Source organism: Amycolatopsis sp. FBCC-B4732, from assembly GCF_023008405.1.
In the GTDB taxonomy this organism is placed as follows: domain Bacteria; phylum Actinomycetota; class Actinomycetes; order Mycobacteriales; family Pseudonocardiaceae; genus Amycolatopsis; species Amycolatopsis pretoriensis_A.
Genome location: NZ_CP095376.1, coordinates 9,813,373 through 9,833,431 on the forward strand (window position 1 = coordinate 9,813,373; position 20,059 = coordinate 9,833,431).

The following is a 20,059-nucleotide window of genomic DNA, read 5'->3' on the forward strand; positions in this document are numbered from 1 at the left end:
CAGCCGCAATGCCCAAGACTATCGGCGATGAAGGCCGCAGCCCAGATCGACCGTCTGATCACACCGTTTGGTGGGCCATCGTCGAGGTCCTGACCAGCGCAAAGCTGTACCGACGCCTGGTCAAGTTGCTCTGCCTCGTAGGCGTGGTGATCATCGTGCTGGCGGCCTTGGCGGCGATCACGTTCTCGATGGCCGGCACGGACGCTACGACCGTCTTCCAAGAGTTCGCGGCGCTCGTTCCCAGCTTCCGGCTCAAAGCTCACTAGCCGAGCTGCCTATTCGTCAGCCAGCGAGGAGGCACCCGAGCACTGAACCGACGGACGCCGGTCAATGCGTGAACCGCCCCAGCCAGCCGGCGATCGCCTCCACTGAAGGTGACCCTCCAGGGCCGCCACGCAAAGCTCGGTGCACCGCCCGGACCAGTTCCGGGCGGTGCAGCAGCGCGCGGGACGTCGGCCCGGTGCTGCGCGCCGCGAGGGCCAGTCCCAAGCCGGCCAAGGCCGCCGGGTCGTCCGGGGCCGCCGCGAGCAGTTTCCGATAGCCCGCGGCGGCTTCTTCCGGCCGTCCGGCCACGAAGTGCAGGTCCGCTTCCGTCGCGCCCGGGACCGCGGACCCCTGCGCGGCGAATCGCGCGGAGCCGTCCGGGCCGAGGCGGAGCCGGATCAGGTCCGTGCGGGCGTCCTGCCAGTCGCCGTCCGGGACCGGGGTCGGGACTCGTGGCTCGGGCAGCGTCGCAGTGGCGGACCGCGGCCGCGCGAGTCCGGCTCGCCAGGTCGCCGCCAGCTCCGCCACCACGCCCGGGTCGGGGCGGAGGTGCCTGATCCGCCAGGCCGCGTAGTGGTCTTCGGCGGCGAACCGCGCCCGGGCACGAGGGCCCGCGGCGACCGGCTCGTCCTGCCACGGGTCGACTTCGGCGGTGACACCCGCCAGGAACCGGCGGCCGGCCGTGGTGAGACTCTCGTCGGCGCGCACCACGTCGAGCGTGCGCCGGACTTGCTCGCGCCGCAACGCGAATTCGAAAGCGGCGAGTTCGTGGTCCGGCTCGGCCGCGGCGAGTGCGCGCCAGAACAGCGCCACGCCGAAGAAAGCGTAGATCCCGTGCAGCACGCCACCGATCGGGCGCGGGTCGGCGCGCCACGGTGCGTAGAGCCGCTCCCTTGGGTCGTCGACGCTGAGCCGGACGAGGTGGAGCAAGCCGCCCAGCCGGATGTGGTGGAACTCGTGCACCAGTGCGGCCGCCAGCGTCGCGGGATCTTCGCCGTACGCGACGATCGCGCTGCCGAACGCTTCTCCGGTGGACGCGCTGGGCAGCCGGAACGGGACGGTGGGCTCGGGCACGATCGAGTCCAGCCCGACGCGCAGGGTGTCCGCGACGGCGGGCAGGTGCTCGGCGAGCAGCGACCAGGCGCCGTCGAGCACGGTCCGCCACGATTCGACTTCGACCGGGCTCAGCCGGTCCGGTGGGATCGGCTCGTACAGCCCGCGATAGGGATCCAGGTCGTCGAGCCGGACTTCGAGCCGTCGCTCACCGGACCAGCACACGGTCTTCCGGATCCCGGACCACCCCGGCGCGTCGGCGGACGGGTGCGCCGGCAGGCGGACCACCGAGTGGCGGTTCCGGATTTCCACCCCGTCGCCGCCGCCCCGGACCGTGGCGACGGAAAACGGCGCGTCGGTGCGCAGCTGGGCCGAACCGAGCGTCGGCAGCGCGGCTTTCCCGTGCCAGACCGGGATTTCCGTTGCGAACGGGATCCCGGCGCGGATGGCGGCCGCGGCGGCCAGGCAGTGCACGTGCCCGACGTGCACCCAGAACGGGCAAACACCAGTGACGTCCTGCCGGTACAGCCGGGTCGTGTAGCCGGCCCACGTTCCGGTGTACGGGTGGGCGAGGATCGTCTCGAGCGCTTGGGGCGCCGCGTGTTCGACGCGAGCCAGCAGTTCCCACGCCGTTTCCGGAGACGGGAGCGGGTGGTACAGGTCTTCGGATTTCGTGACCACTTCGACCAGATTGCGCAGCAGCAGGAGCCGCCGGCTTCGTTCGGCCGCCCGCAGTTTGCGCAGTGGCCCGGAACCGCCTTCGCCGCGGGCGATCGCGTCGAAGTCCGACCAGAGCAGCTGGTGGCGGTTCAGTTCCGCGGCGGGATCGTCGGTTTGCTGGGAAATCATGGTCAGTCGACCCGCTTGGCCTCGCTCCCGCTGGCGGTCACTTGCACGTGCGAGGCCCGTTCCACCGCATGCCGCAACGACTTGCGCAGCTCGCCGCCCTCCAGGGTGCGGAGTCTGGTGAGGGAGACGCCGCCGAGGTCGAGGAGCTCGGATTCGATTCCGTCTTCTGCGCCGGAACGAGCTGCTTGCATCGCGCTTTTCCCCTTCCGCAGGGAGAGCGGACCCCGTCGGCCCGATTTCATTGTCCCGCATTCCGGGCCGTTTCGACAGGGACGGACGCCGTGCGCCGATCAGGCTACGTCGAGCACCGTGTGCAGGAGGGTCGTCAGCTCCGCCGCGAAGTGGGGGCGGGCCGCCACGCGACGGGTGCGCGCGAGGTCGTTTGCGATGGTCAGCGCCGCGTGGACGGTGATTTTCGCTTCCCTCGGCGGCAAGGACGGGCGGATCGCGGAAAGCAGCGTGACCCACTGCGCGACGTAATCGCGTTGCACGCGCAGCAGATCCGCTTTGTCGCGGTCGGGCATCGTGACGCGGTCCGCCGAGAACGACACCAGCAGTTCCGGCGTGTGCAGAATCGTGTGCACGTACGACTCCGCCAAGCGGCGCAGGGCCGAGCGCTCGTCCGGCGCCTGGAGCGCGCGCTCGGCCGCCAGCGCCAGCCGGTCCGCCGCGCGGTGGCCGATCGCCACCATCAGCGCGGCCTTGCTCGGGAAGTGGCGGTAGACGCTCGGGCCCGCGATGCCCGCCGCCGCGCCGATGTCCTCCATGCTCACGTCGTGGAAGCCGCGCTGGGCGAACAGCGCCGTCGCTTCCGCGAGGACCTGCTCGCGGCGTGACGGCGTACCGAGCCCGCTCACCGGTGAAGACGGCGGTGCGGACGGCGTCGGGAGTGTGGCGTTCAGCACACCGAGAGCCAGCTCGACCAGCAGCGCGGCGAACCGCCGGCGCGCCACCGACGTGTGGTGCGCCGACACGCTGCCGAACACCGACAGCGCCGCCCAGCACAGCAGCTCCGCGTCTTCGCCGGACAGATCCGGTCGCTGGGCGAGCAGCGCTTTCGACCACGCCGACAGCGCCACCGCCGAGCGGCGGCCGATCTCCCGCTGGTCCTCCTTGGGCAGGTGGCGGCCTTCCCAGCGCCACAACGCCGCGATCTCCCGGCGCTCGACGGCCTGCGTCGCGAGCAGGCGGAGCAGGGATTCCAGCTGGTCGGCGGGCGGTACGGAGTCCGAGAGCGCTTCCGCTGTCGCCGCCTCCATGTCCTCGAAGCCGCTGAGGACGACGTACGCGAGGATCGCCTGCTTGTCCGCGAAGTGGCGGTACAGCGCCGGCCCGGTGACGCCCGCCGCGTCCGCGATGTCCTTGATGCCGACCCCGGGGAAGCCGCGCGCGCGGAACAGCTCCGCCGCCACCGCGGCCAGCTGGGCCTTGCGATCGCGGGGACGCGTGGAGCGCTCGACGTCGGTCATGGTGAGTGAACGATAGCGGCTAACGGCACACCCGCAACCCATTGACACCATGGGGTTGTCCGGCGATATGTTAATGGCCATTAGCACTACTGGCCGGTATCATCGGCCACGGTACGAAGACGTCCCACCCGCTCGCGAGGAGTTGTTCTGTGAGTAGCGAGGCCTACATCTACGAGGCGATCCGCACGCCTCGCGGCAAGAACAAGGGCGGTGCCCTGCACGGCACCAAGCCGGTCGACCTGGTGGTCGGCCTGATCGAAGAGCTCAAGGTCCGCCACCCGAACCTCGACCCCGCGGTGATCGACGACGTCGTACTCGGCGTGGTCTCCCCGGTCGGCGAGCAGGGCGCGGTCATCGCGCGGACCGCCGCGCTGAACGCCGGCCTGCCCGAGACCGTCGCCGGCGTGCAGCTCAACCGCTTCTGCGCCTCCGGCCTGGAGGCCACCAACACCGCCGCGCAGAAGGTCCGTTCCGGCTGGGACAACCTGATCATCGCCGGCGGCGTCGAGTCGATGTCGCGCGTGCCGATGGGCTCCGACGGCGGCGCGCTGTTCATGGACCCGGCCACCGCGTACGACAACTACATCGTCCCGCAGGGTACCGGCGCCGACCTCATCGCGACCATCGAAGGCTTCTCGCGCGAGGACGTCGACGCGTGGGCCGTCCGCTCGCAGGAGCGCGCCGAGGCGGCCTGGTCCGGCGGCTACTTCGCCAAGTCCGTCGTCCCGGTCAAGGACATCAACGGCGTCACGGTCCTCGACCACGACGAGCACCGCCGTCCGGGCTCGACCGTCGAGGGCCTCGGCAAGCTCAAGCCGGCCTTCTCGATGATCGGTGAAATGGGCGGCTTCGACGCCGTCGCGCTGCAGAAGTACCACTCGGTCGAGCGCATCAACCACGTCCACACCGGCGGCAACTCCTCCGGCATCGTCGACGGCGCCGCGCTGGTGCTCGTGGGCTCCGAACAGATCGGCAAGACCTTCGGGCTGACGCCGCGCGCCCGCATCGTGGCGACCGCGTCGATCGGCTCCGAGCCGACGATCATGCTCACCGGCCCCACGCCGGCCACCGAAAAGGTGCTGAAGACCGCGGGCCTCAAGCCCGAGGACATCGACCTGTGGGAGCTCAACGAGGCGTTCGCGTCCGTCGTGCTCAAGTGGATCAAGGACCTGCACCTCGACGAGGACAAGGTCAACGTCAACGGTGGCGCGATCGCCATGGGTCACCCGCTCGGCGCCACCGGCGCGATGCTGGTCGGCACCGTGGTCGACGAGCTCGAACGCCGCCAGGCGCGCCGCGCGCTGGTGACCCTGTGCATCGGCGGCGGCATGGGCGTCGCGACCATCATCGAGCGGGTGTGAGGACCACAATGGCCGAGAGCAAGACCATCCGCTGGGAGCAGGACTCCGACGGCATCGTCACCCTGACCCTGGACGACCCGAACCAGTCGGCGAACACGATGAACGCCGACTTCCGCGAGTCGCTGGGTGTCACGGTCGACCGCCTCGAGGCGGAGAAGGACACCATCACCGGTGTTGTCATCACGTCCGCGAAGAAGACCTTCTTCGCCGGCGGCGACCTGAACGACCTCATCCAGGCGAAGCCCGAGAACGCGGTCGAGCTGACCGAGGGCAGCGGCGCGATGAAGGGCCAGATGCGCCGCATCGAGCAGCTCGGCAAGCCGGTCGTCGCGGCGATCAACGGCGCCGCGCTCGGCGGTGGCCTGGAGATCGCGCTGGCGACGCACCACCGCATCGCCGCCGACGTCAAGGGCAGCCAGATCGGCCTGCCCGAGGTGACGCTGGGCCTGCTGCCCGGTGGCGGCGGTGTCGTGCGCACCGTCCGGTTGCTCGGCATCCAGAGCGCGCTGCTGAACGTCCTGCTGCAGGGTCAGCGCCACCGCCCGGCCAAGGCGCTCGAGCTCGGCCTGGTGCACGAGCTCGTCGGCACGGTCGAGGAGCTCGTCCCCGCCGCGAAGGCGTGGATCAAGGCGAACCCCGAAGGCGGCGTCCAGCCGTGGGACGTCAAGGGTTACAAGATCCCGGGCGGCACGCCGTCCAACCCGAGCTTCGCGGCCAACCTCCCGGCGTTCCCGGCGAACCTGCGCAAGCAGATCAAGGGCGCGAACATGCCGGCGCCGCGGGCGATCCTGGCCGCCGCGATCGAGGGCGCGCAGGTCGACTTCGACACCGCGATCACCATCGAGACGCGCTACTTCATCCACCTCGCGACCGGCCAGGTCTCGAAGAACATGACGAAGGCGTTCTTCTTCGACCTGCAGACCATCAACTCGGGTGGTTCGCGCCCGGACGGTTTCGAGAAGTACACGGCCAAGAAGGTCGGTGTCCTCGGCGCCGGGATGATGGGCGCGGCGATCGCGTACGTGTCGGCGAAGGCCGGCATCGACGTCGTCCTCAAGGACGTCTCGCTCGAGGCGGCCGAGAAGGGCAAGGGTTACGCGGCCAAGATCGAGCAGAAGGCCCTCTCGCGCGGCAAGACCACGCAGGAGAAGTCGGACGCGCTGCTGGCGAAGATCAAGCCGACCGCCGACCCGGCCGACTTCGCGGGCGTCGACTTCGTCATCGAGGCCGTCTTCGAGAGCGTCGAGCTGAAGCACAAGGTGTTCGGCGAGATCGAGAGCGTCGTCAACGCCGACGCGGTGCTGGGCTCCAACACCTCGACGCTGCCGATCACCACCCTCGCCGAGGGCGTGCAGCGCACCGAGGACTTCATCGGGATCCACTTCTTCTCGCCGGTGGACAAGATGCCGCTGGTCGAGATCATCTGCGGCGAGAAGACGTCCCCGGCGACGCTGGCGAAGGTCTTCGACTACACGCTGCAGATCAAGAAGACCCCGATCGTCGTCAACGACAGCCGCGGTTTCTTCACCTCGCGCGTGATCGGCACGTTCATCAACGAGGCCGTCGCCGCGCTGGGCGAGGGCGTCGAGCCGGCGTCGATCGAGCAGGCGGGTTCGCAGGCCGGCTACCCGGCGCCGCCGCTGCAGCTGATGGACGAGCTGACGCTGACCCTGCCGCGCAAGATCCGCAAGGAGACCCGCGAGGCGATCGAGGCCGCGGGCGGCACGTGGAAGGCACACGCGTCGGAAGGTGTCATCGACCGGATGGTCGAGGAGTTCGACCGCAAGGGCCGCTCGACCGGCGCGGGCTTCTACGAGTACGGGGAAGACGGCAAGCGGACCGGGCTGTGGCCGGGGCTGCGCGACGCGTTCAAGTCCGGCTCGGCGGAGGTGCCGTTCGAGGACCTCAAGGAGCGCATGCTCTTCGCCGAGGCCCTCGAGACGGTGAAGTGCTTCGACGAAGGCGTGCTGACGTCGGTGGCGGACGCCAACATCGGCTCGATCTTCGGCATCGGCTTCCCGGCGTGGACGGGCGGTGTCATCCAGTACATCAACCAGTACGAGGGTGGCCTGCAGGGCTTCGTCGACCGGTCGCGCGAGCTCGCGGCCCGGTACGGCGACCACTTCGAGCCGCCGGCTTCGCTCGTGGAGAAGGCCGCCAAGGGCGAGATCTACGAATAGCCGATGGTCTGTGAAGGCCTCCTCGCCGGCACTTCGCCGGTGAGGAGGCCTTCACGGCGTTTCGGCCCGGAAGCTGCGCCCGAGCTCCGGGCCCGTGCACGGTCGGGACCTGCGCTTCGGCGATGTAAAAGTCCGCGGAGATGTCCGATTGCACGGCCGCGGCGGGCGCACCAGTCGCGACGGCTGCGGCGTCAGTTCCGCGGCTTCGAACTTCGCCCGTTCGCGCCGGAACATCGGCTTGTCCGCCGGCACCGGATCCCGGCCGGTCAGCGGCGCCAGCCGCTCCACCTCCGCCCACTGCGCGGGGGAGGGCAGGTTGACCACGACGTCCGGGCGCGCGCGGAGATTGTCCGCGGTGTGTCCGTTTGCGGCGATGCCGAGCACGACCGTCCAGCCGAGCGCCCAGGCCGACGAGATCGCCGCGAGGTCCGGGCTGCCGTCGTTCTCGGTGCTCAGGAGCACCACCGGCGTGCCGAAGTGTCCGGCAGCTTGTCCACCTCGAGTTCGCCGGCACGCCACCAGGGCCGGTTAATCTCCGCCCATGCGCCGTCCCGTCACGGTGGCACTGGCCGCCGCACTGTTCGCCTCCGCGTTGACAACGATGTCAACCGCTGCTGACTTGAGCCCCGCAGACTTCGTCGACCCGCTGATCGGCTCCGCCGGGGACGGCAACACCTTCCCCGGCGCCACCGCGCCGTTCGGGATGCTCTCGTGGAGCCCGACCAGCACGCGCGGAGACCAGACGTCGACCGGCGCCGCCAACGGGTACCAGTACGACACCACACGCGTCCGCGGCTTCGCGTTAACGCACGTTAACGGCGCCGGGTGCAACCCCGGCGCCGCGGGGGACGTGCCGATCCTGCCCTTCGCCGGCGACGTCACTTCCTCGCCGACCGCGGACACCACCGACGCGGTCTACGCGAGCAATTTTAGCCATGCGGACGAGGGAGCAACGCCGGGACGGTACCGTCTCGGCCTGTCCAACGGCGTCACGACCGACGTCGCGGCGACCGAACGGACCGCGGTCGGCACGCTGGTCTACCCGGTGGGCAAGCCCGCCAGCCTGCTGTTCCGCACGTCGAACTCCCTCAACGGCAGCGAGGACGCCGAAACGCACCTCGACCCGGCGAACCGCAAGGTCACCGGGTCCGTGCTGACCGGCGCGTTCTGCGGGCGCCGCGCGAACGGCGGGGTCAACAACCGCAAGTCCTACTACCGGTTGTTCTTCACCGCGCAGTTCGACCAGCCGTTCGCCGGCACCGGGACGTGGAAGGACGCGACCTTGCAGCCCGGCGGTCTCGACCAGACCGGCGGCGAAGGCTACGCGACGGGCAAGGACCGCGCGGGACGCGGTTCGGGCGGCTACGTCACCTTCGCGCCCGGCAGCAAGGTCACCATGCGGATCGCGATCTCGTACGTCTCCCTCGACGGTGCCGAACGCAACCTGCGCGCCGAGCAGCCGCCGAATTCCACCGTGGACAGCGTCGCCGGCCGGACCAAGCGGGCCTGGAACACCGAACTGAACCGGGCGCAGGTCGGCGGCGGGACCGCCAACCAGCGGATCGTCTTCACCACCGCGCTCTACCACGGCCTCCAGCAGCCCAACCTCGTCAGCGACGTCGACGGCCGGTACCTCGGGATGGACCGGCAGGTCCACCGCGTCGAACCGGGACAGGACGCGCAGTACTCGAACTTCTCCGGCTGGGACCAGTACCGCGCGCAGGTCCAGCTGCTCGCGCTGCTGGAACCGCGCGTCGCGGGGAACTTCGCGCAGTCGCTCTACAACTACGCGAAGCAGAACGACGGCGTCTGGGACCGCTGGGTGCACGTCAACGGCGCGACGCACGTCATGACCGGCGACCCGTCCGCGGCGACAATCGCGACGTTCTACGCGATGGGTGTCCGCAACTTCGACTACCGCGGCGCTTTCGACTCGCTGTACAAGCAGGCGACCGTCCCACGGCCCGAAGGTCTGCAGGACGGCGGCTGCCCCGGCCAGTGCGTCGGCCAGCGGCCGAACCTCGCGCAGTACCTGGCGTCGCACTTCGCGCCGAACGACGTCTGCCACTGCTGGGGCGGCGCGGCGGAGACGCTCGAGGACGCGGTCGCGGACTCTGCAATCGGACATTTCGCGGAGCAGCTCGGGCGTACCAGCGAAGCCGCGGAGCTGCGCGCCCGCGGCGCGTACTGGCGGAACGTCTTCAACCCGGACACCGGCTACGCGCAGGCACGCAACCTCGACGGTAGCTGGGTGACGCCGTTCGACCCGGCGAGCGACCGCGGGTTCGCGCAGGGCAGTGCGGCGGCGTACACCTGGATGGTCCCGCAGGACGTCTCCGGACTGGCCGACGCGATGGGCGGCAAGACGGCCGCCGTCGCCCGGCTCGACGGGTTCTTCCACGACGCGAACGGCAACTGGCAGCTCAAGGGCGGCGGGCCGCTCAAGTACGACCCGACGAACGAGCCCGACATCCACGCGCCGTGGCTGTACAACGAGCTCGGGCAACCGGCGAAGACGCAGGAGACCGTCCGGCAGCTGGTGAACTCCGTCTACACGACGGGCCCGGCCGGCCTGCCCGGCAACGACGACCTCGGCACGATGTCCGCCTGGTACGTCTTCGCCGCGCTCGGGATCTACCCGCGCACCCCGGGAACCGGTGAGCTGCTGCTGTCGAGCCCGCTGTTCGCGAACGCCGTCGTGCGGCCGGCGGGCGGGGCGCCGATCCGGATCGCGACGGCCGGGAGCGGGAAGTACGTCGCCGACGTCCGTCGCGGCGGACGGCCGCAGCGGGGCTGGAAACTCGACGATTCCTTCCTGCGCACCGGCGGCACGCTGGAATTCCGCTTGTCCGAGACACCGACGGCCTGGGGGCGCTGATCACCCGAAATTACGGCGTCGCGGAAAGAACGACACCCGACGCGGGGGCGGTCTCCCCGCCACCGTGCTCAAATCGGCCTTCGTGGAGCGGTTCCCACCGCGTTGGCCGAGGCCGTGCGCGTACAACGTCCGGCACCCGAGGCCGGCCCGGCAGCTCGCGGACACCGCCGCGCGCCGGCTGCGTCAGGGCTCCAGCGCCAGGTGCGGCAGCCGCCGGTCCAGCCAGCGCGGGAGCCACCACGCGCGTTCCCCGAGCAGCCGCATGATCGCCGGCACGACCAGGCAGCGGATCACCAGCGCGTCCAGCAGCACCGCGACCGCGAGGCCGAGACCGAACTGCGCCAGCATCCGCGACGGGTCGAGCAGGAACGCGCCGAACACCAGCACCATGATCGCGCCGGCCGCGGTGATCACGCCGCCGGTCGCGGCCAGGCCTTCGCGTACCGCGAGCCGCGCGTCGCCGGTGCGCCGCCACTCTTCGTGCATCCGCGACACCAGGAACACCTCGTAGTCCATGGACAACCCGAACACGATGGCGAAGATCATCACCGGCACGAAGGCCTCGATCGGGCCGGGCTGCGCGCCGAACCAGCCGTCGCCGAACGCCAGCGTCATGACGCCGAGCGAGGCGCCGATGCTCAGCAGGTTCAGCAGCGCCGCCTTGAGCGGGATGAGCACCGACCGGAACACGACCATCAGCAGCAGCGCGGACAACCCGACGACGACCAGCACGAACAGCGGCAGCCGATCGGCGACGGCGCCCGCGAAGTCCGTTGCGGCCGCGACCGAGCCGCCGACCAGGTAGTGGCCAGGAAGCGTCGGCAGGACCTCGGTCCGCAGCCGCGTCACCAGCTCGGCGGTCGCCGCGTCCTGCGGTGACGTCGTCGGGAAGGTGAGGACGGTCCGGCCCATCGGGGTCAGCGCGCGGGCGATTCCCGGCGTCGACGCCAGCCGCTGCTGCAGCGCGACGACGTCACCTTCTTCGGCGACGATCGCGAGCGGGCCGCTGAAGCCCGGCCCGAAGCCTTCCGCGAGCAGGTCGTACGCCTTGCGCGTGGGGGAGCCGGCGGGGTCGGTGCCCGCGTCGGCGAACCCGAGCCGCATACCCAGTGCGGGGATGGACAGCCCGACGAGCAGGAGCAAGCCGATCGCCAGCGGCGCCGCGGGCCGCCGCTGGACGCCGTCCGCGAGCCGGCGCCACGCCCGGCCGTGCTCGCGCTTCGCCGCGTGCCGGCGGATCCCGCGTTCGAGCCGCTTCCCGAACAGTGAAAGCAGCGCCGGGAGCAGCGTCACCGACGCGAGCATCGTCATCAGGACGGTCAGCGCGACCGACAGCGCAACGCCGCGAAGCCCGCCGAGTCCCAGCGCGAGCAGGCCGAGCAGCGCGATGATCACTGTCGTCCCGGCGAACAGCACGGAGCGGCCGGCTGTGTCGAGCGCGCGCCTGGCGGCTGCCTCGCGGTCGAGGCCGTTCAGGATCTCCGTGCGGTAGCGCGAGAAGACGAGCAGCGCGTAGTCGACGCCGACACCGAACCCGACCAGCATCATCAGCGGCGAGGTGTAGCTCGCGATGTCGACGTAGTGCGAGACGACCGTGATCACGCCGAGCGTGCTGCCGACGGCGAAGACCGCGGTGATGACCGGCAGCCCGGCCGCGAGCAGCGAGCGGAACAGGAACACGAGGATGACCAGCGCGGCGAGCAGCCCAACGCCTTCCGCGGGGCCGCCGCCGCCGGAGATGCGCTCGACCGGGTCGCCGGCGATTGCGGCCTCGACGGGACTGTTCTCGACCGTCGCGGCGAACTTCACGATGTCGTCGTAGGGCAGGTCGGTCGAGGCCGCGTCGAAGGTGACGGTCGCGTAGCCGATCCGGCCGTCGGCCGACAGCGTCTCGAACGGCGTGGTCACCGACCGCACGTGCGGCTGCAATCGGACATTGTCCAGAACATCACCGATCGCGGTGCGCTGCGCGTCGAGCCCGTCGTCGGACTTGAACACGATCTGTGCGCTCGCGCCCGACTGCGCGGTGTTCCGCAGCAGGTCGACGACCTGCTGGGACTCGGTGCCGGGCAGCGAGTTGTCGTCGTGGAACGCGTCTCCGGTGAGCCGCGAGGTGAGCGTGACGCCGATGAGGACCAGCGCCCAGAGCGCGACGGCGAGCCACCGGTGGCGCTGCGCCCAGCCGGCCAGTTTCGCCAGGCTTCCCCCGGTGGGGCGTGTGATGGTGTCCATGGTGGACAAGGATTCGCGGCCAGGGGCCTGCTCCGCGTCGAGCGCGGGAGGACACTTGCGCTCCTCCCGGCGGTGTCCCCTAAGGTCCGTCCCGTACACCCGGGGGAGTACGGATCAGGGGTTCACCCAGCGCGGCGTCACTGCCCCGGACTCGTAGGCGAGCACGACCAGCTGCGCGCGGTCGCGAGCGCCGGTCTTGGTCATGATGCGGCTGACGTGCGTCTTCGCCGTCGCGGGGCTGAGCGTGAGCTCGCGCGCGATCTCGTCGTTCGACAGGCCCGCCGCGACCAGGGACAGCACCTCGCGTTCGCGGTCGGTGAGCCGGTCCAACGCCGGTGGCGGCGAGGGGCGAGTGCCGCGCGACGCGAACTCCGAGATCAGCCGCCGGGTGATCGACGGCGCCAGCAGCGCGTCACCGCGGGCGACCACGCGCACCGCGTGGATCAGCTCCTCGGGTTCGGTGTCCTTGACCAGGAAGCCGCTCGCGCCCGCACGCAGGGCGCCGTAGACGTCCTCGTCGAGGTCGAACGTCGTAAGAATGACGACCTTACTGTGTACGGCGGGGTCTTCGAGGAGGTGCCGCGTCGCGGCGAGACCGTCGAGCACCGGCATCCGGATGTCCATGAGGACGACGTCGGGGTGGTGGTCGTGGGCGGCCTGCAGCGCCTCGCGGCCGTCCGCGGCCTCGGCCACGACGGTGATGTCGTCCTCGCCGTCCAAAATGGACCGGAAACCGGCTCGCACCAGCCGCTGGTCGTCGACGAGCAGGACCCGGATCATCGGCTCATCATCGCACCGGCAGCCGTGCCCGCACGCGGTAACCGCCACCTTCGCGCGGCGCGGCGGACACTTCGCCGCCCAAGGCCCGCGCGCGCTCGGCCATGCCGCGGATCCCGTTCCCCGGCGGCGCGTCCCCGCCGCGCCCGTCGTCGTCGACCTGCACGGACAGTTCGTCGGCGCGGTAGCCGAGCCGCACGACGACGGTCTTCGCGCCGGCGTGCTTCGCGACGTTCGTCAACGCCTCCTGCACCACCCGGAACGCCGCGTGCTCGACGTCCGGCGGCAGGTCCCGGGCGACGCCGTCGATTTCGGTGCGCACGGTCAGCCCGGACGCCCCGACCGACTCGGCCAGCTCCGCTACCCGGTCGAGCGCGGGACGCTCGGTCCGGAGCATGCCGAGCGTCGCGCGCAACTCCTGGAGTGCGGTCTTGCTGGCGTCCTTGATGGTCCCGAGGGCTTCTTCGGCCTGCGCGGGATCCCGGCGGTGCAGTGCGGCGCCGGCCTGGACGTTGATCAGCGCGAGGTGATGGCCCAGCGCGTCGTGCAGTTCGCGCGCGATCCGGAGCCGCTCGTCGGTGGCCCGCGCCCGTGCCTCGGCCTCCTTGGTCCGCTCGGCTTCGGCCCGGTAGTGCGCGACGGCGCCACCCGCGACCAGCGCGACGAACCAGCCGGTCATCAGGAAGAACGCGAAGTTGTCGACGTGCCGCCCGGTCTGCGAACTGATTTCCCCGACGGCGACCCCGGCCATCGCGGCGACGACGAGCAGTGCGGCACCGCGGATCCGCCCGGCCGCCGCGGCGTTGAAGAGCGCGTACGCGAAGGCGAGGAGGACGAGCCCGTCCGGGTCGGTCAGCGGGTAGTAGAGGGCGCAGCTAACGAGCGTTAACCCGGCGACGCTCAGCGGGTACGTCCGGCGGAAGAACACGGCGGCGCAGCACAGGACGGTGAGCACCCAGCCGATCGCGGCGTGGTTCGCGGGCTTGGCGCCGTCGTTGAGGACGGCGAAGAGGGAGCCGACGAGCACGGCGACGGTGACCGCGAGCTCGGCCGCGTAGCGCCGCAACCAGGACATGCGCCGAGTTTAGAGGGCGTAACAAACGTTAACGGGTGAACGACTACGGCGGCATTGATTCGTGGAGCCAAGGAGTCGTCGTGAGCAAGAAACTGGGGTTGATCCTGGCCGCCGGCCTGCTGGTCGCGGGCTGCGGTGCCGGCGCGGTGCCGCCGAAGAACGCGGGGAACGTCGGGGTCCTCGACGCCCCGACGTCGGCGTACCAGACGCCCACCTCGTCGGTTCCGGCCCCGACCGAAGCGCCCGCGACGACGTCCGAAGCGGCCGCCGTGCCGGCCGCCCCGCAAGCGACCACCCCGCAAGCGGTCGCGCCGAAGGCGAGCACGCCGAAGCCCAAGGCCGCGCCGAAGACGACCGCCCAGGCCGCGCCGAAGCCCGCCGAGTGCGGAGCGGACTACTACCGGAACTCCGACGGGAACTGCGTCCACCGGCCCAGCGACAACCCCTCCGGCGCGACGGCCCTCTGCAAGGACGGCAGCTACAGCTACAGCCAGCACCGTTCCGGGACCTGCTCGGGCCACGGAGGCGTCCGCACCTGGCTGTGACGAAACCGCCACCCGTACGGAAACCCGCCACCCCATAGGTACAGTGCATGAAGTTGCATGATGCGTACTAACTACACACCGTGGGGGTGTTGGTGTCCCGTCCCGAGCGGTCCGGCCGCGCGATCGTCGTCGTGCTCGCGTCGTGCGGGCTCGTCGCGTCGTTCATGCAGACACTGGTCGTACCGCTGATCCCGGTCTTCCCGCGGCTGCTGAACGCCTCGCCCGCCGACGCGTCCTGGGTGGTCACCGTGACGCTGCTGGCCGCGGCCGTCATCACCCCGGTCAGCGGGCGGCTCGGCGACCTCTACGGCAAGCGGCGGATGATCCTGGTCAGCCTCGCCCTGCTCATCGCCGGTTCGGTCGTGTCCGCGACGACGAGCGCGCTCGCGTTCCACATCATCGGCCGCGGGCTGCAGGGCTGCGCGATGGGCGTCATCCCGCTCGGCATCAGCATCATGCGCGACGAACTCCCGCCCGAACGCGTCGGCGGCGCGATCTCGCTGATGAGCGCGACACTCGGCGTCGGCGGCGCGATCGGGCTGCCGGTCGCGGCCGTCGTCGCCGAGAACGCCGACTGGCACGTCCTGTTCTGGATGGCCGCCGGCCTCGGGCTGTTCTTCGCGCTGCTGATCGTCAAGTTCGTGCCGGAATCGCCGCTGCGCACGCCGGCGCCGTTCGACTACTTCGGCGCGTTCGGGCTCGCCGCCGGTCTGGTCTGCCTGCTGCTGCCGGTGGTCAAGGGCGCCACGTGGGGCTGGGTCAGCACGCCGACGCTGGGGTTCGCCGCGGCGGCCGTCGTCATCCTGCTCGCGTGGGGCACCTACCAGCTGCGCCGCCGCGACCCGCTGGTCGACCTGCGGGTGTCCGCGCGCCGTCCGGTGCTGTTCACGAACCTGGCGTCGATCATGGTCGGGTTCTCGATGTACGCCATGGCGCTGTCGTTCCCGCAGCTGCTGCAGGCGTCGTCGTCGACCGGGTACGGCCTGGGCCAGACGATGGTGGAATCCGGGCTGTCCCTCGCGCCGAACGGCCTCGTGATGATGCTGCTGTCGCCGGTTTCGGCGCGGCTCATCACCCGCTTCGGCCCGCGCCCGACCCTGATGACCGGCGCGCTGGTGATCGCTGCCGGGTACATCTTCGCGATCCTGCTGATGGGCAACGCCCTCGAGCTGATCACGGCGTCGGTCATCATCGGCGCCGGTGTCGGCATCGCGTACGCGGCGATGCCCGCCTCGATCATGGGCTCGGTGCCGGTCACCGAAACGGCGTCGGCGAACGGCCTGAACTCCCTGATGCGCTCGGTCGGCACGGCCATCTCCAGCGCGGTGATGGCCGCGATGCTGGCCCAGCTGACGATCACCGTCGGCGGGCTGGCGGTGCCGTCGCTGGTCGGCTTCCGGGCCACCTTCGCGGTGGCCGCGTTCGCCGCGCTAACGGGCGTACTGCTCGCCGGGCTGGTGCCGAAGACGCGCACCGCGCCGGAACTGGTGCCTGCCTAGTTCTTGCGCGCCACCAGCGCCAGCCCGCCGCATTCGGCGGGGTCGGCCGGCACGTCCGCGGGGTCGTCCGGGCGCCACTCGGGGATGAACACGATGCCCGGGTCGAGGATCTCGAAGCCGTCGACCAGCGCGCGGAGCTCGTCGGCCGAGCGCGGGGTCACGGGGTTCGCGCTCTTCTGGTACATCGCCACGGCGCGGGCCGTGCCGTCGCTCTGGTGCTCGTACGTCGCGGACGACAGCGCGAGGTAGCTGCCGGGCGCGAGCGCGTCGCGGTAGGCGGCGATCAGCCGGGCCGGGTCGCGCTCGTCCGGGATGAAGTGCACGAACAGCGCCATCACGACCATCACCGGCTGGTCCAGGTCGAGCATCATCTCGGTGATGTCGTGCTCGAGGACGTCGTCGGGCACCTCGGCGTCGGCGTGCACCATGGCCGCGTTCTCGTTGTCCTCCAGGACGATCTCGCTGTGCGCGACCGCGATCGGCTCGTTGTCGACGTAGACGATCCGCGACGTCGGGTCGATCGCCTGCGCCACCTCGTGCACGTGCCCGACGGTCGGCATGCCGGACCCGATGTCGAGGAACTGCCGGATGCCCTGGTCCATCCCGAAGCGGATGGCCCGGCGCAGCCACCGCCGGTTGAGCCGCGCCCGCTCCCGCGCGTTCGGCTGCGCGGCCAGCACCTGCTCGGCGAACATCCGGTCGACGGCGTAGTTCAGCTGGCCGCCGAGGATGTAGTCGTACACCCGCGCGGGGTTCGGCTTGTCGAGGTCGATACCCCGTCTGGCGTACTCGTCTTCGCTCATCGCGACTCCCGTGATCAGGGTGGTGGGGCGAGAATAGCCATCACCGGCGGGCCGGCAGGTGGCTGGTGTCGTTCAGCGTGTGCAGCGTGCGGTTGTGGAAGCGGTCGTCTTCCTCGAGCACGGTGATGCCGCCCGCGCTCGACCGGAACGCGGCGTGCGCGCAGGCCTGCACCGGCAGGCCGAGCCAAGCGGCGACGACCCAGCTCAGCGAGCCGCCGTGGGTGACGACGACCTGCTGCCCGGCCGTCCCGGCCGAGATCCGGTCGACGGCGCGGTACACGCGCGTCACCCACTGGAGCTTGGTCTCCGCGCCGTCGATGCCTTCGTCGTGGTCGAGCCGCTCGCCCATCGGCGGGGGCGGGACGAACCGTTCGTCGAGCCAGGACTGCGGCCGCCCGCCCGCCACGCCGTACGACTTCTCGCGCAGGTCGCGCAGGAGAACCGTGTCGGCTTCGAAGCTGCGCGCGATCGGCTTCGCCGTCTCGGCCGCCCGCCGGAGGTCGGAGCTGTACAGCTCGATCCGGTCCGCAGCGGGGATCAGCTCCCGCAGCCGGGCCGCGATCGCCGCCGCGTGGGCGCGTCCGCGCTCGGCCAGCGCCGAGTCGAACCACCCGCCGACCCGGTGCTCCACGTGGTGCGTGGCCTCCGGGTGCGCGACGACGTACAGCCGGCGCACTAGAGCTTCCGCGCCACCAGCGCCAGCCCGCCCGAGCGCTCCGGCGGGTCCTCGAGCGGCTCGTCCGGTCGCCACTCCGGCGTGAACACGATCCCCGGCGGCAGGATCTCGAACCCCTTCACCAGCGCGCTCAGCTCGTCGGGCGAGCGCAGCGTCAACGGCGTCCCGCTCTTCCCGTACAGCGAAACCGACCGCTGGGTCTCTTCGCCCTGCCCCTCCCACGTCCCCGACGACAACGCGAGGTAGCTGCCGGGCACCAGCTGGTCGGCGTAGCGGGCGATCAGGCCGGCCGGATCGCGGGAGTCGGGGATGAAGTGCACGAACGCGGCCATGATGACCATCACCGGCTCGCTGAAGTCGATCATCGCCTCGGTGGTCGGGTGCTCCAGCACGTCGTCCGGGTACTCGGCGTCGGCCTGGACCATCGCCGCGTTGTCGTTGTCCTCGAGGACGATCTCGCTGTGCGCGACGGCGATCGGCTCGTTGTCGACGTAGACGACCTGCGACGCCGGGTCGACCGCCTGGACGACCTCGTGCACGTGCCCGACCGTCGGCATGCCCGACCCGATGTCGAGGAACTGCCGGATGCCCTGCTCGGCGCCGAACCGCGCGGCGCGGCGCAGCCACGCCCGGTTCGTCATTGCCATGTGCTTCGCGTTCGGCAGCACCCCGACGATCTGGTCGGCGAACACCCGGTCGACGGCGTAGTTGAGCTTCCCGCCGATCATGTAGTCGTACACGCGCGCCGCGTTCGGCCGTTCGAGGTCGATGCCCCGCTTGGCGTGTTCGTCTTCGCTCATCCGCCGCTCCCGGGCTCAGGGGTGTGACGGGAGAATAGTCCGGTTCACAGCAGCGGCGGCACCGCGGCGTCGATGAGGTGCGGACCGGGCTCGGCGAACGCGCGCTGCAGCTGCTCGGCGAGTTCCTCGGCGGTGGTCGCCCGCGTCGCGGGAACGCCCATGCCCTCCGCGATCTTCACGAAGTCCATGTCCGGGCGCGAGAGGTCGAGCAGCTCGTTCGCCTTCGGCCCGCCGGACGCCGCGCCGACGCGCTGCAGCTCCAGCCGCAGGATCGCGTACGCGCGGTTGTTGAGCAGCACCGTCGTGACGTTCAGGTTCTCGCGCGCCTGCGTCCAGAGCGCGGAGATGGTGTAGAGCGCGCTGCCGTCCGATTGCAGGTTCAGGACGGGACGGTCCCGTCCCGCCACTGCCGCGCCGGTCGCGACCGGCATGCCGTAGCCGATCGCGCCGCCGGTCAGCGTCAGGACGTCGTGCCGCGGCGCGCCCGCGGTCGCTGTCGGGAGCAGCAGGCCGGACGTGTTCGCCTCGTCGGCGATGATCGCGTTTTCCGGGAGCAGCGCGCCGATGACGTCGACCCAGTTCTGCGGCGTCAGCGGACCGCTCGGCAGTGCCGGCCGGGACGCCTGCTGCAGCACCGGCTCGGTGTCCGCGGCGACGAGGTCGGCGACCTCGTTCAGCGCGCGCGTGACGTCCTGGCCGACGGACGCGAGCGTGTGCACCTGCGCGCCCTCGGGCACCAAGTCGCTGGGCTTGCCCGGGTAGGCGAAAAACGACACCGGCGCCTTCGTGCCCGCGACGACGAGGTGCTTGACCCCGTCGAGCTGGTAGGTGACCTGCTCGGCGAGGTACCCGAGCCGCTCGATCGCCGGCAGGCCCGCGCCGCGCTCGAGACGGGACGGGAACGTCTCGACGAAAACCTTCGCACCCGTCGCGGCGCCGATCCGGCTCGCCGCGCGCAGTCCTTCTTCGCGGCACGCACCGCCGCCGATGAGCAGCGCGACCGATTCGCCGCTGCCGAACACCGCGGCGACGTCCTTGACGGTGGTCGCGTCGACGGCCTGCGGCACGCGCGGCGGAACCGGCGCGCAGGTCTCGCCGCCGTCACCCCACGACGCGTCCGCGGGCAGGATCAGCGTCGCGACGCGACCGGGTGCGTCCTGGGCCGCGGCGACCGCGGCGGCGGCGTCCGCACCGACGTCCTTGGTGTGCTCCGAGCGCCGCACCCAGCCTTCCAGCGAGCCCGCGACGGCTTCGATGTCCGATTCCAGCGGGGCGTCGTACTGCTTGTGGTAGGTGGCGTGGTCGCCGACGACGTTGACGATCGGCGTGTGCGCGCGCCGCGCGTTGTGCAGGTTCGCGAGGCCGTTGCCGAGGCCGGGGCCGAGGTGCAGCAGCGTCGCGGCGGGCTTGTCCGCGATGCGCGCGTAGCCGTCGGCGGCCCCCGTGACGACGCCCTCGAACAGCGCGAGCACACCGCGCATTTCCGGGACCGTGTCGAGCGCGGCGACGAAGTGCATCTCCGACGTGCCGGGGTTCGCGAAGCACACGTCGACGCCGGCGTCGACCAGTGTGCGGATCAGGGACTGGGCGCCGTTCAT

At 71.0% G+C, this 20,059-nt stretch carries 17 protein-coding genes; 6 read left to right on the plus strand and 11 right to left on the minus strand.

Translation table 11 applies throughout. The annotated features are described in order from the left end of the window. Window positions 1–8: 8 nt before the first annotated feature. A complete protein-coding gene (locus MUY14_RS44820) occupies window positions 9–266 on the plus strand; it encodes a hypothetical protein (RefSeq protein WP_247018980.1) in 258 nt (85 codons plus the stop codon). A 61-nt stretch (window positions 267–327) separates the two neighbouring features. Here MUY14_RS44820 and MUY14_RS44825 read toward each other — a convergent pair whose 3' ends face one another. From MUY14_RS44825 to MUY14_RS44835, 3 genes are all read right to left on the minus strand, one after another. Continuing rightward, on the minus strand, window positions 328–2,166 hold the full coding sequence (locus tag MUY14_RS44825; RefSeq protein WP_247018983.1) for an HEXXH motif domain-containing protein: 1,839 nt from the start codon (window positions 2,164–2,166) through the stop codon (window positions 328–330). Window positions 2,167–2,168: 2 nt separating this feature from the next. Then, window positions 2,169–2,357 carry a hypothetical protein gene (locus tag MUY14_RS44830; protein ID WP_247018985.1) on the minus strand — a complete coding sequence of 63 codons (189 nt, stop codon included), beginning with the start codon at window positions 2,355–2,357 and terminating at the stop codon, window positions 2,169–2,171. A 99-nt stretch (window positions 2,358–2,456) separates the two neighbouring features. Then, complete coding sequence (locus MUY14_RS44835) at window positions 2,457–3,635, minus strand: TetR/AcrR family transcriptional regulator (protein WP_247018987.1); 1,179 nt, start codon at window positions 3,633–3,635, stop codon at window positions 2,457–2,459. A 149-nt stretch (window positions 3,636–3,784) separates the two neighbouring features. Here MUY14_RS44835 and MUY14_RS44840 point away from each other — a divergent pair, with 149 nt between their 5' ends. After that, the gene (locus MUY14_RS44840; protein WP_247018989.1) at window positions 3,785–4,996 is read left to right on the plus strand and encodes an acetyl-CoA C-acetyltransferase; all 1,212 of its coding nucleotides are present in this window, start codon (window positions 3,785–3,787) and stop codon (window positions 4,994–4,996) included. 8 nt (window positions 4,997–5,004) lie between these two features. Beyond that, the gene (locus MUY14_RS44845; RefSeq protein WP_247018991.1) at window positions 5,005–7,176 is read left to right on the plus strand and encodes a 3-hydroxyacyl-CoA dehydrogenase NAD-binding domain-containing protein; all 2,172 of its coding nucleotides are present in this window, start codon (window positions 5,005–5,007) and stop codon (window positions 7,174–7,176) included. 51 nt (window positions 7,177–7,227) lie between these two features. Here MUY14_RS44845 and MUY14_RS44850 read toward each other — a convergent pair whose 3' ends face one another. Continuing rightward, window positions 7,228–7,695 (minus strand): flavin reductase family protein, encoded by a 468-nt coding sequence (locus MUY14_RS44850; protein WP_281506231.1) that lies wholly within the window; start codon window positions 7,693–7,695, stop codon window positions 7,228–7,230. 22 nt (window positions 7,696–7,717) lie between these two features. Between MUY14_RS44850 and MUY14_RS44855 the strand changes: the two genes are divergently transcribed. Then, the gene (locus tag MUY14_RS44855) at window positions 7,718–10,054 is read left to right on the plus strand and encodes a GH92 family glycosyl hydrolase (protein ID WP_247018995.1); all 2,337 of its coding nucleotides are present in this window, start codon (window positions 7,718–7,720) and stop codon (window positions 10,052–10,054) included. Window positions 10,055–10,237: 183 nt separating this feature from the next. Here MUY14_RS44855 and MUY14_RS44860 read toward each other — a convergent pair whose 3' ends face one another. From MUY14_RS44860 to MUY14_RS44870, 3 genes are all read right to left on the minus strand, one after another. Continuing rightward, window positions 10,238–12,286: an MMPL family transporter gene (locus MUY14_RS44860; protein WP_247018998.1), complete on the minus strand. Its 2,049-nt coding sequence runs from the start codon at window positions 12,284–12,286 to the stop codon at window positions 10,238–10,240. Between the two features lie 114 nt (window positions 12,287–12,400). Beyond that, window positions 12,401–13,066, minus strand: a complete 666-nt coding sequence (locus MUY14_RS44865; protein ID WP_247019000.1) for a response regulator transcription factor — start codon at window positions 13,064–13,066, stop codon at window positions 12,401–12,403. Between the two features lie 7 nt (window positions 13,067–13,073). After that, complete coding sequence (locus MUY14_RS44870; RefSeq protein ID WP_247019002.1) at window positions 13,074–14,138, minus strand: sensor histidine kinase; 1,065 nt, start codon at window positions 14,136–14,138, stop codon at window positions 13,074–13,076. A gap of 80 nt (window positions 14,139–14,218) precedes the next feature. On the opposite strand from MUY14_RS44870, the gene MUY14_RS44875 reads away from it, so the two are divergent. Together MUY14_RS44875 and MUY14_RS44880 are read left to right on the plus strand one after the other, a co-directional pair. After that, window positions 14,219–14,683 (plus strand): DUF3761 domain-containing protein, encoded by a 465-nt coding sequence (locus MUY14_RS44875; RefSeq protein ID WP_247019004.1) that lies wholly within the window; start codon window positions 14,219–14,221, stop codon window positions 14,681–14,683. Between the two features lie 86 nt (window positions 14,684–14,769). Then, a complete protein-coding gene (locus MUY14_RS44880; RefSeq protein WP_247025533.1) occupies window positions 14,770–16,182 on the plus strand; it encodes an MFS transporter in 1,413 nt (470 codons plus the stop codon). Here MUY14_RS44880 and MUY14_RS44885 read toward each other — a convergent pair. From MUY14_RS44885 to MUY14_RS44900, 4 genes are read right to left on the minus strand one after another with little or no spacing between them, the layout of a single operon-like run. Continuing rightward, entirely contained in the window at window positions 16,179–16,985 is an 807-nt protein-coding gene (locus tag MUY14_RS44885; protein WP_247019005.1) for an SAM-dependent methyltransferase, read from the minus strand. The two genes, MUY14_RS44880 and MUY14_RS44885, sit on opposite strands and share 4 nt — an antisense overlap. Window positions 16,986–17,025: 40 nt before the next feature. Then, complete coding sequence (locus tag MUY14_RS44890) at window positions 17,026–17,661, minus strand: histidine phosphatase family protein (RefSeq protein WP_247019006.1); 636 nt, start codon at window positions 17,659–17,661, stop codon at window positions 17,026–17,028. Continuing rightward, window positions 17,661–18,461 carry an SAM-dependent methyltransferase gene (locus tag MUY14_RS44895; RefSeq protein ID WP_247019007.1) on the minus strand — a complete coding sequence of 267 codons (801 nt, stop codon included), beginning with the start codon at window positions 18,459–18,461 and terminating at the stop codon, window positions 17,661–17,663. The genes MUY14_RS44890 and MUY14_RS44895 overlap by 1 nt, the downstream gene beginning before the upstream one ends. A gap of 44 nt (window positions 18,462–18,505) precedes the next feature. Continuing rightward, window positions 18,506–20,059, minus strand: a complete 1,554-nt coding sequence (locus MUY14_RS44900) for an acetolactate synthase large subunit (protein WP_247025534.1) — start codon at window positions 20,057–20,059, stop codon at window positions 18,506–18,508.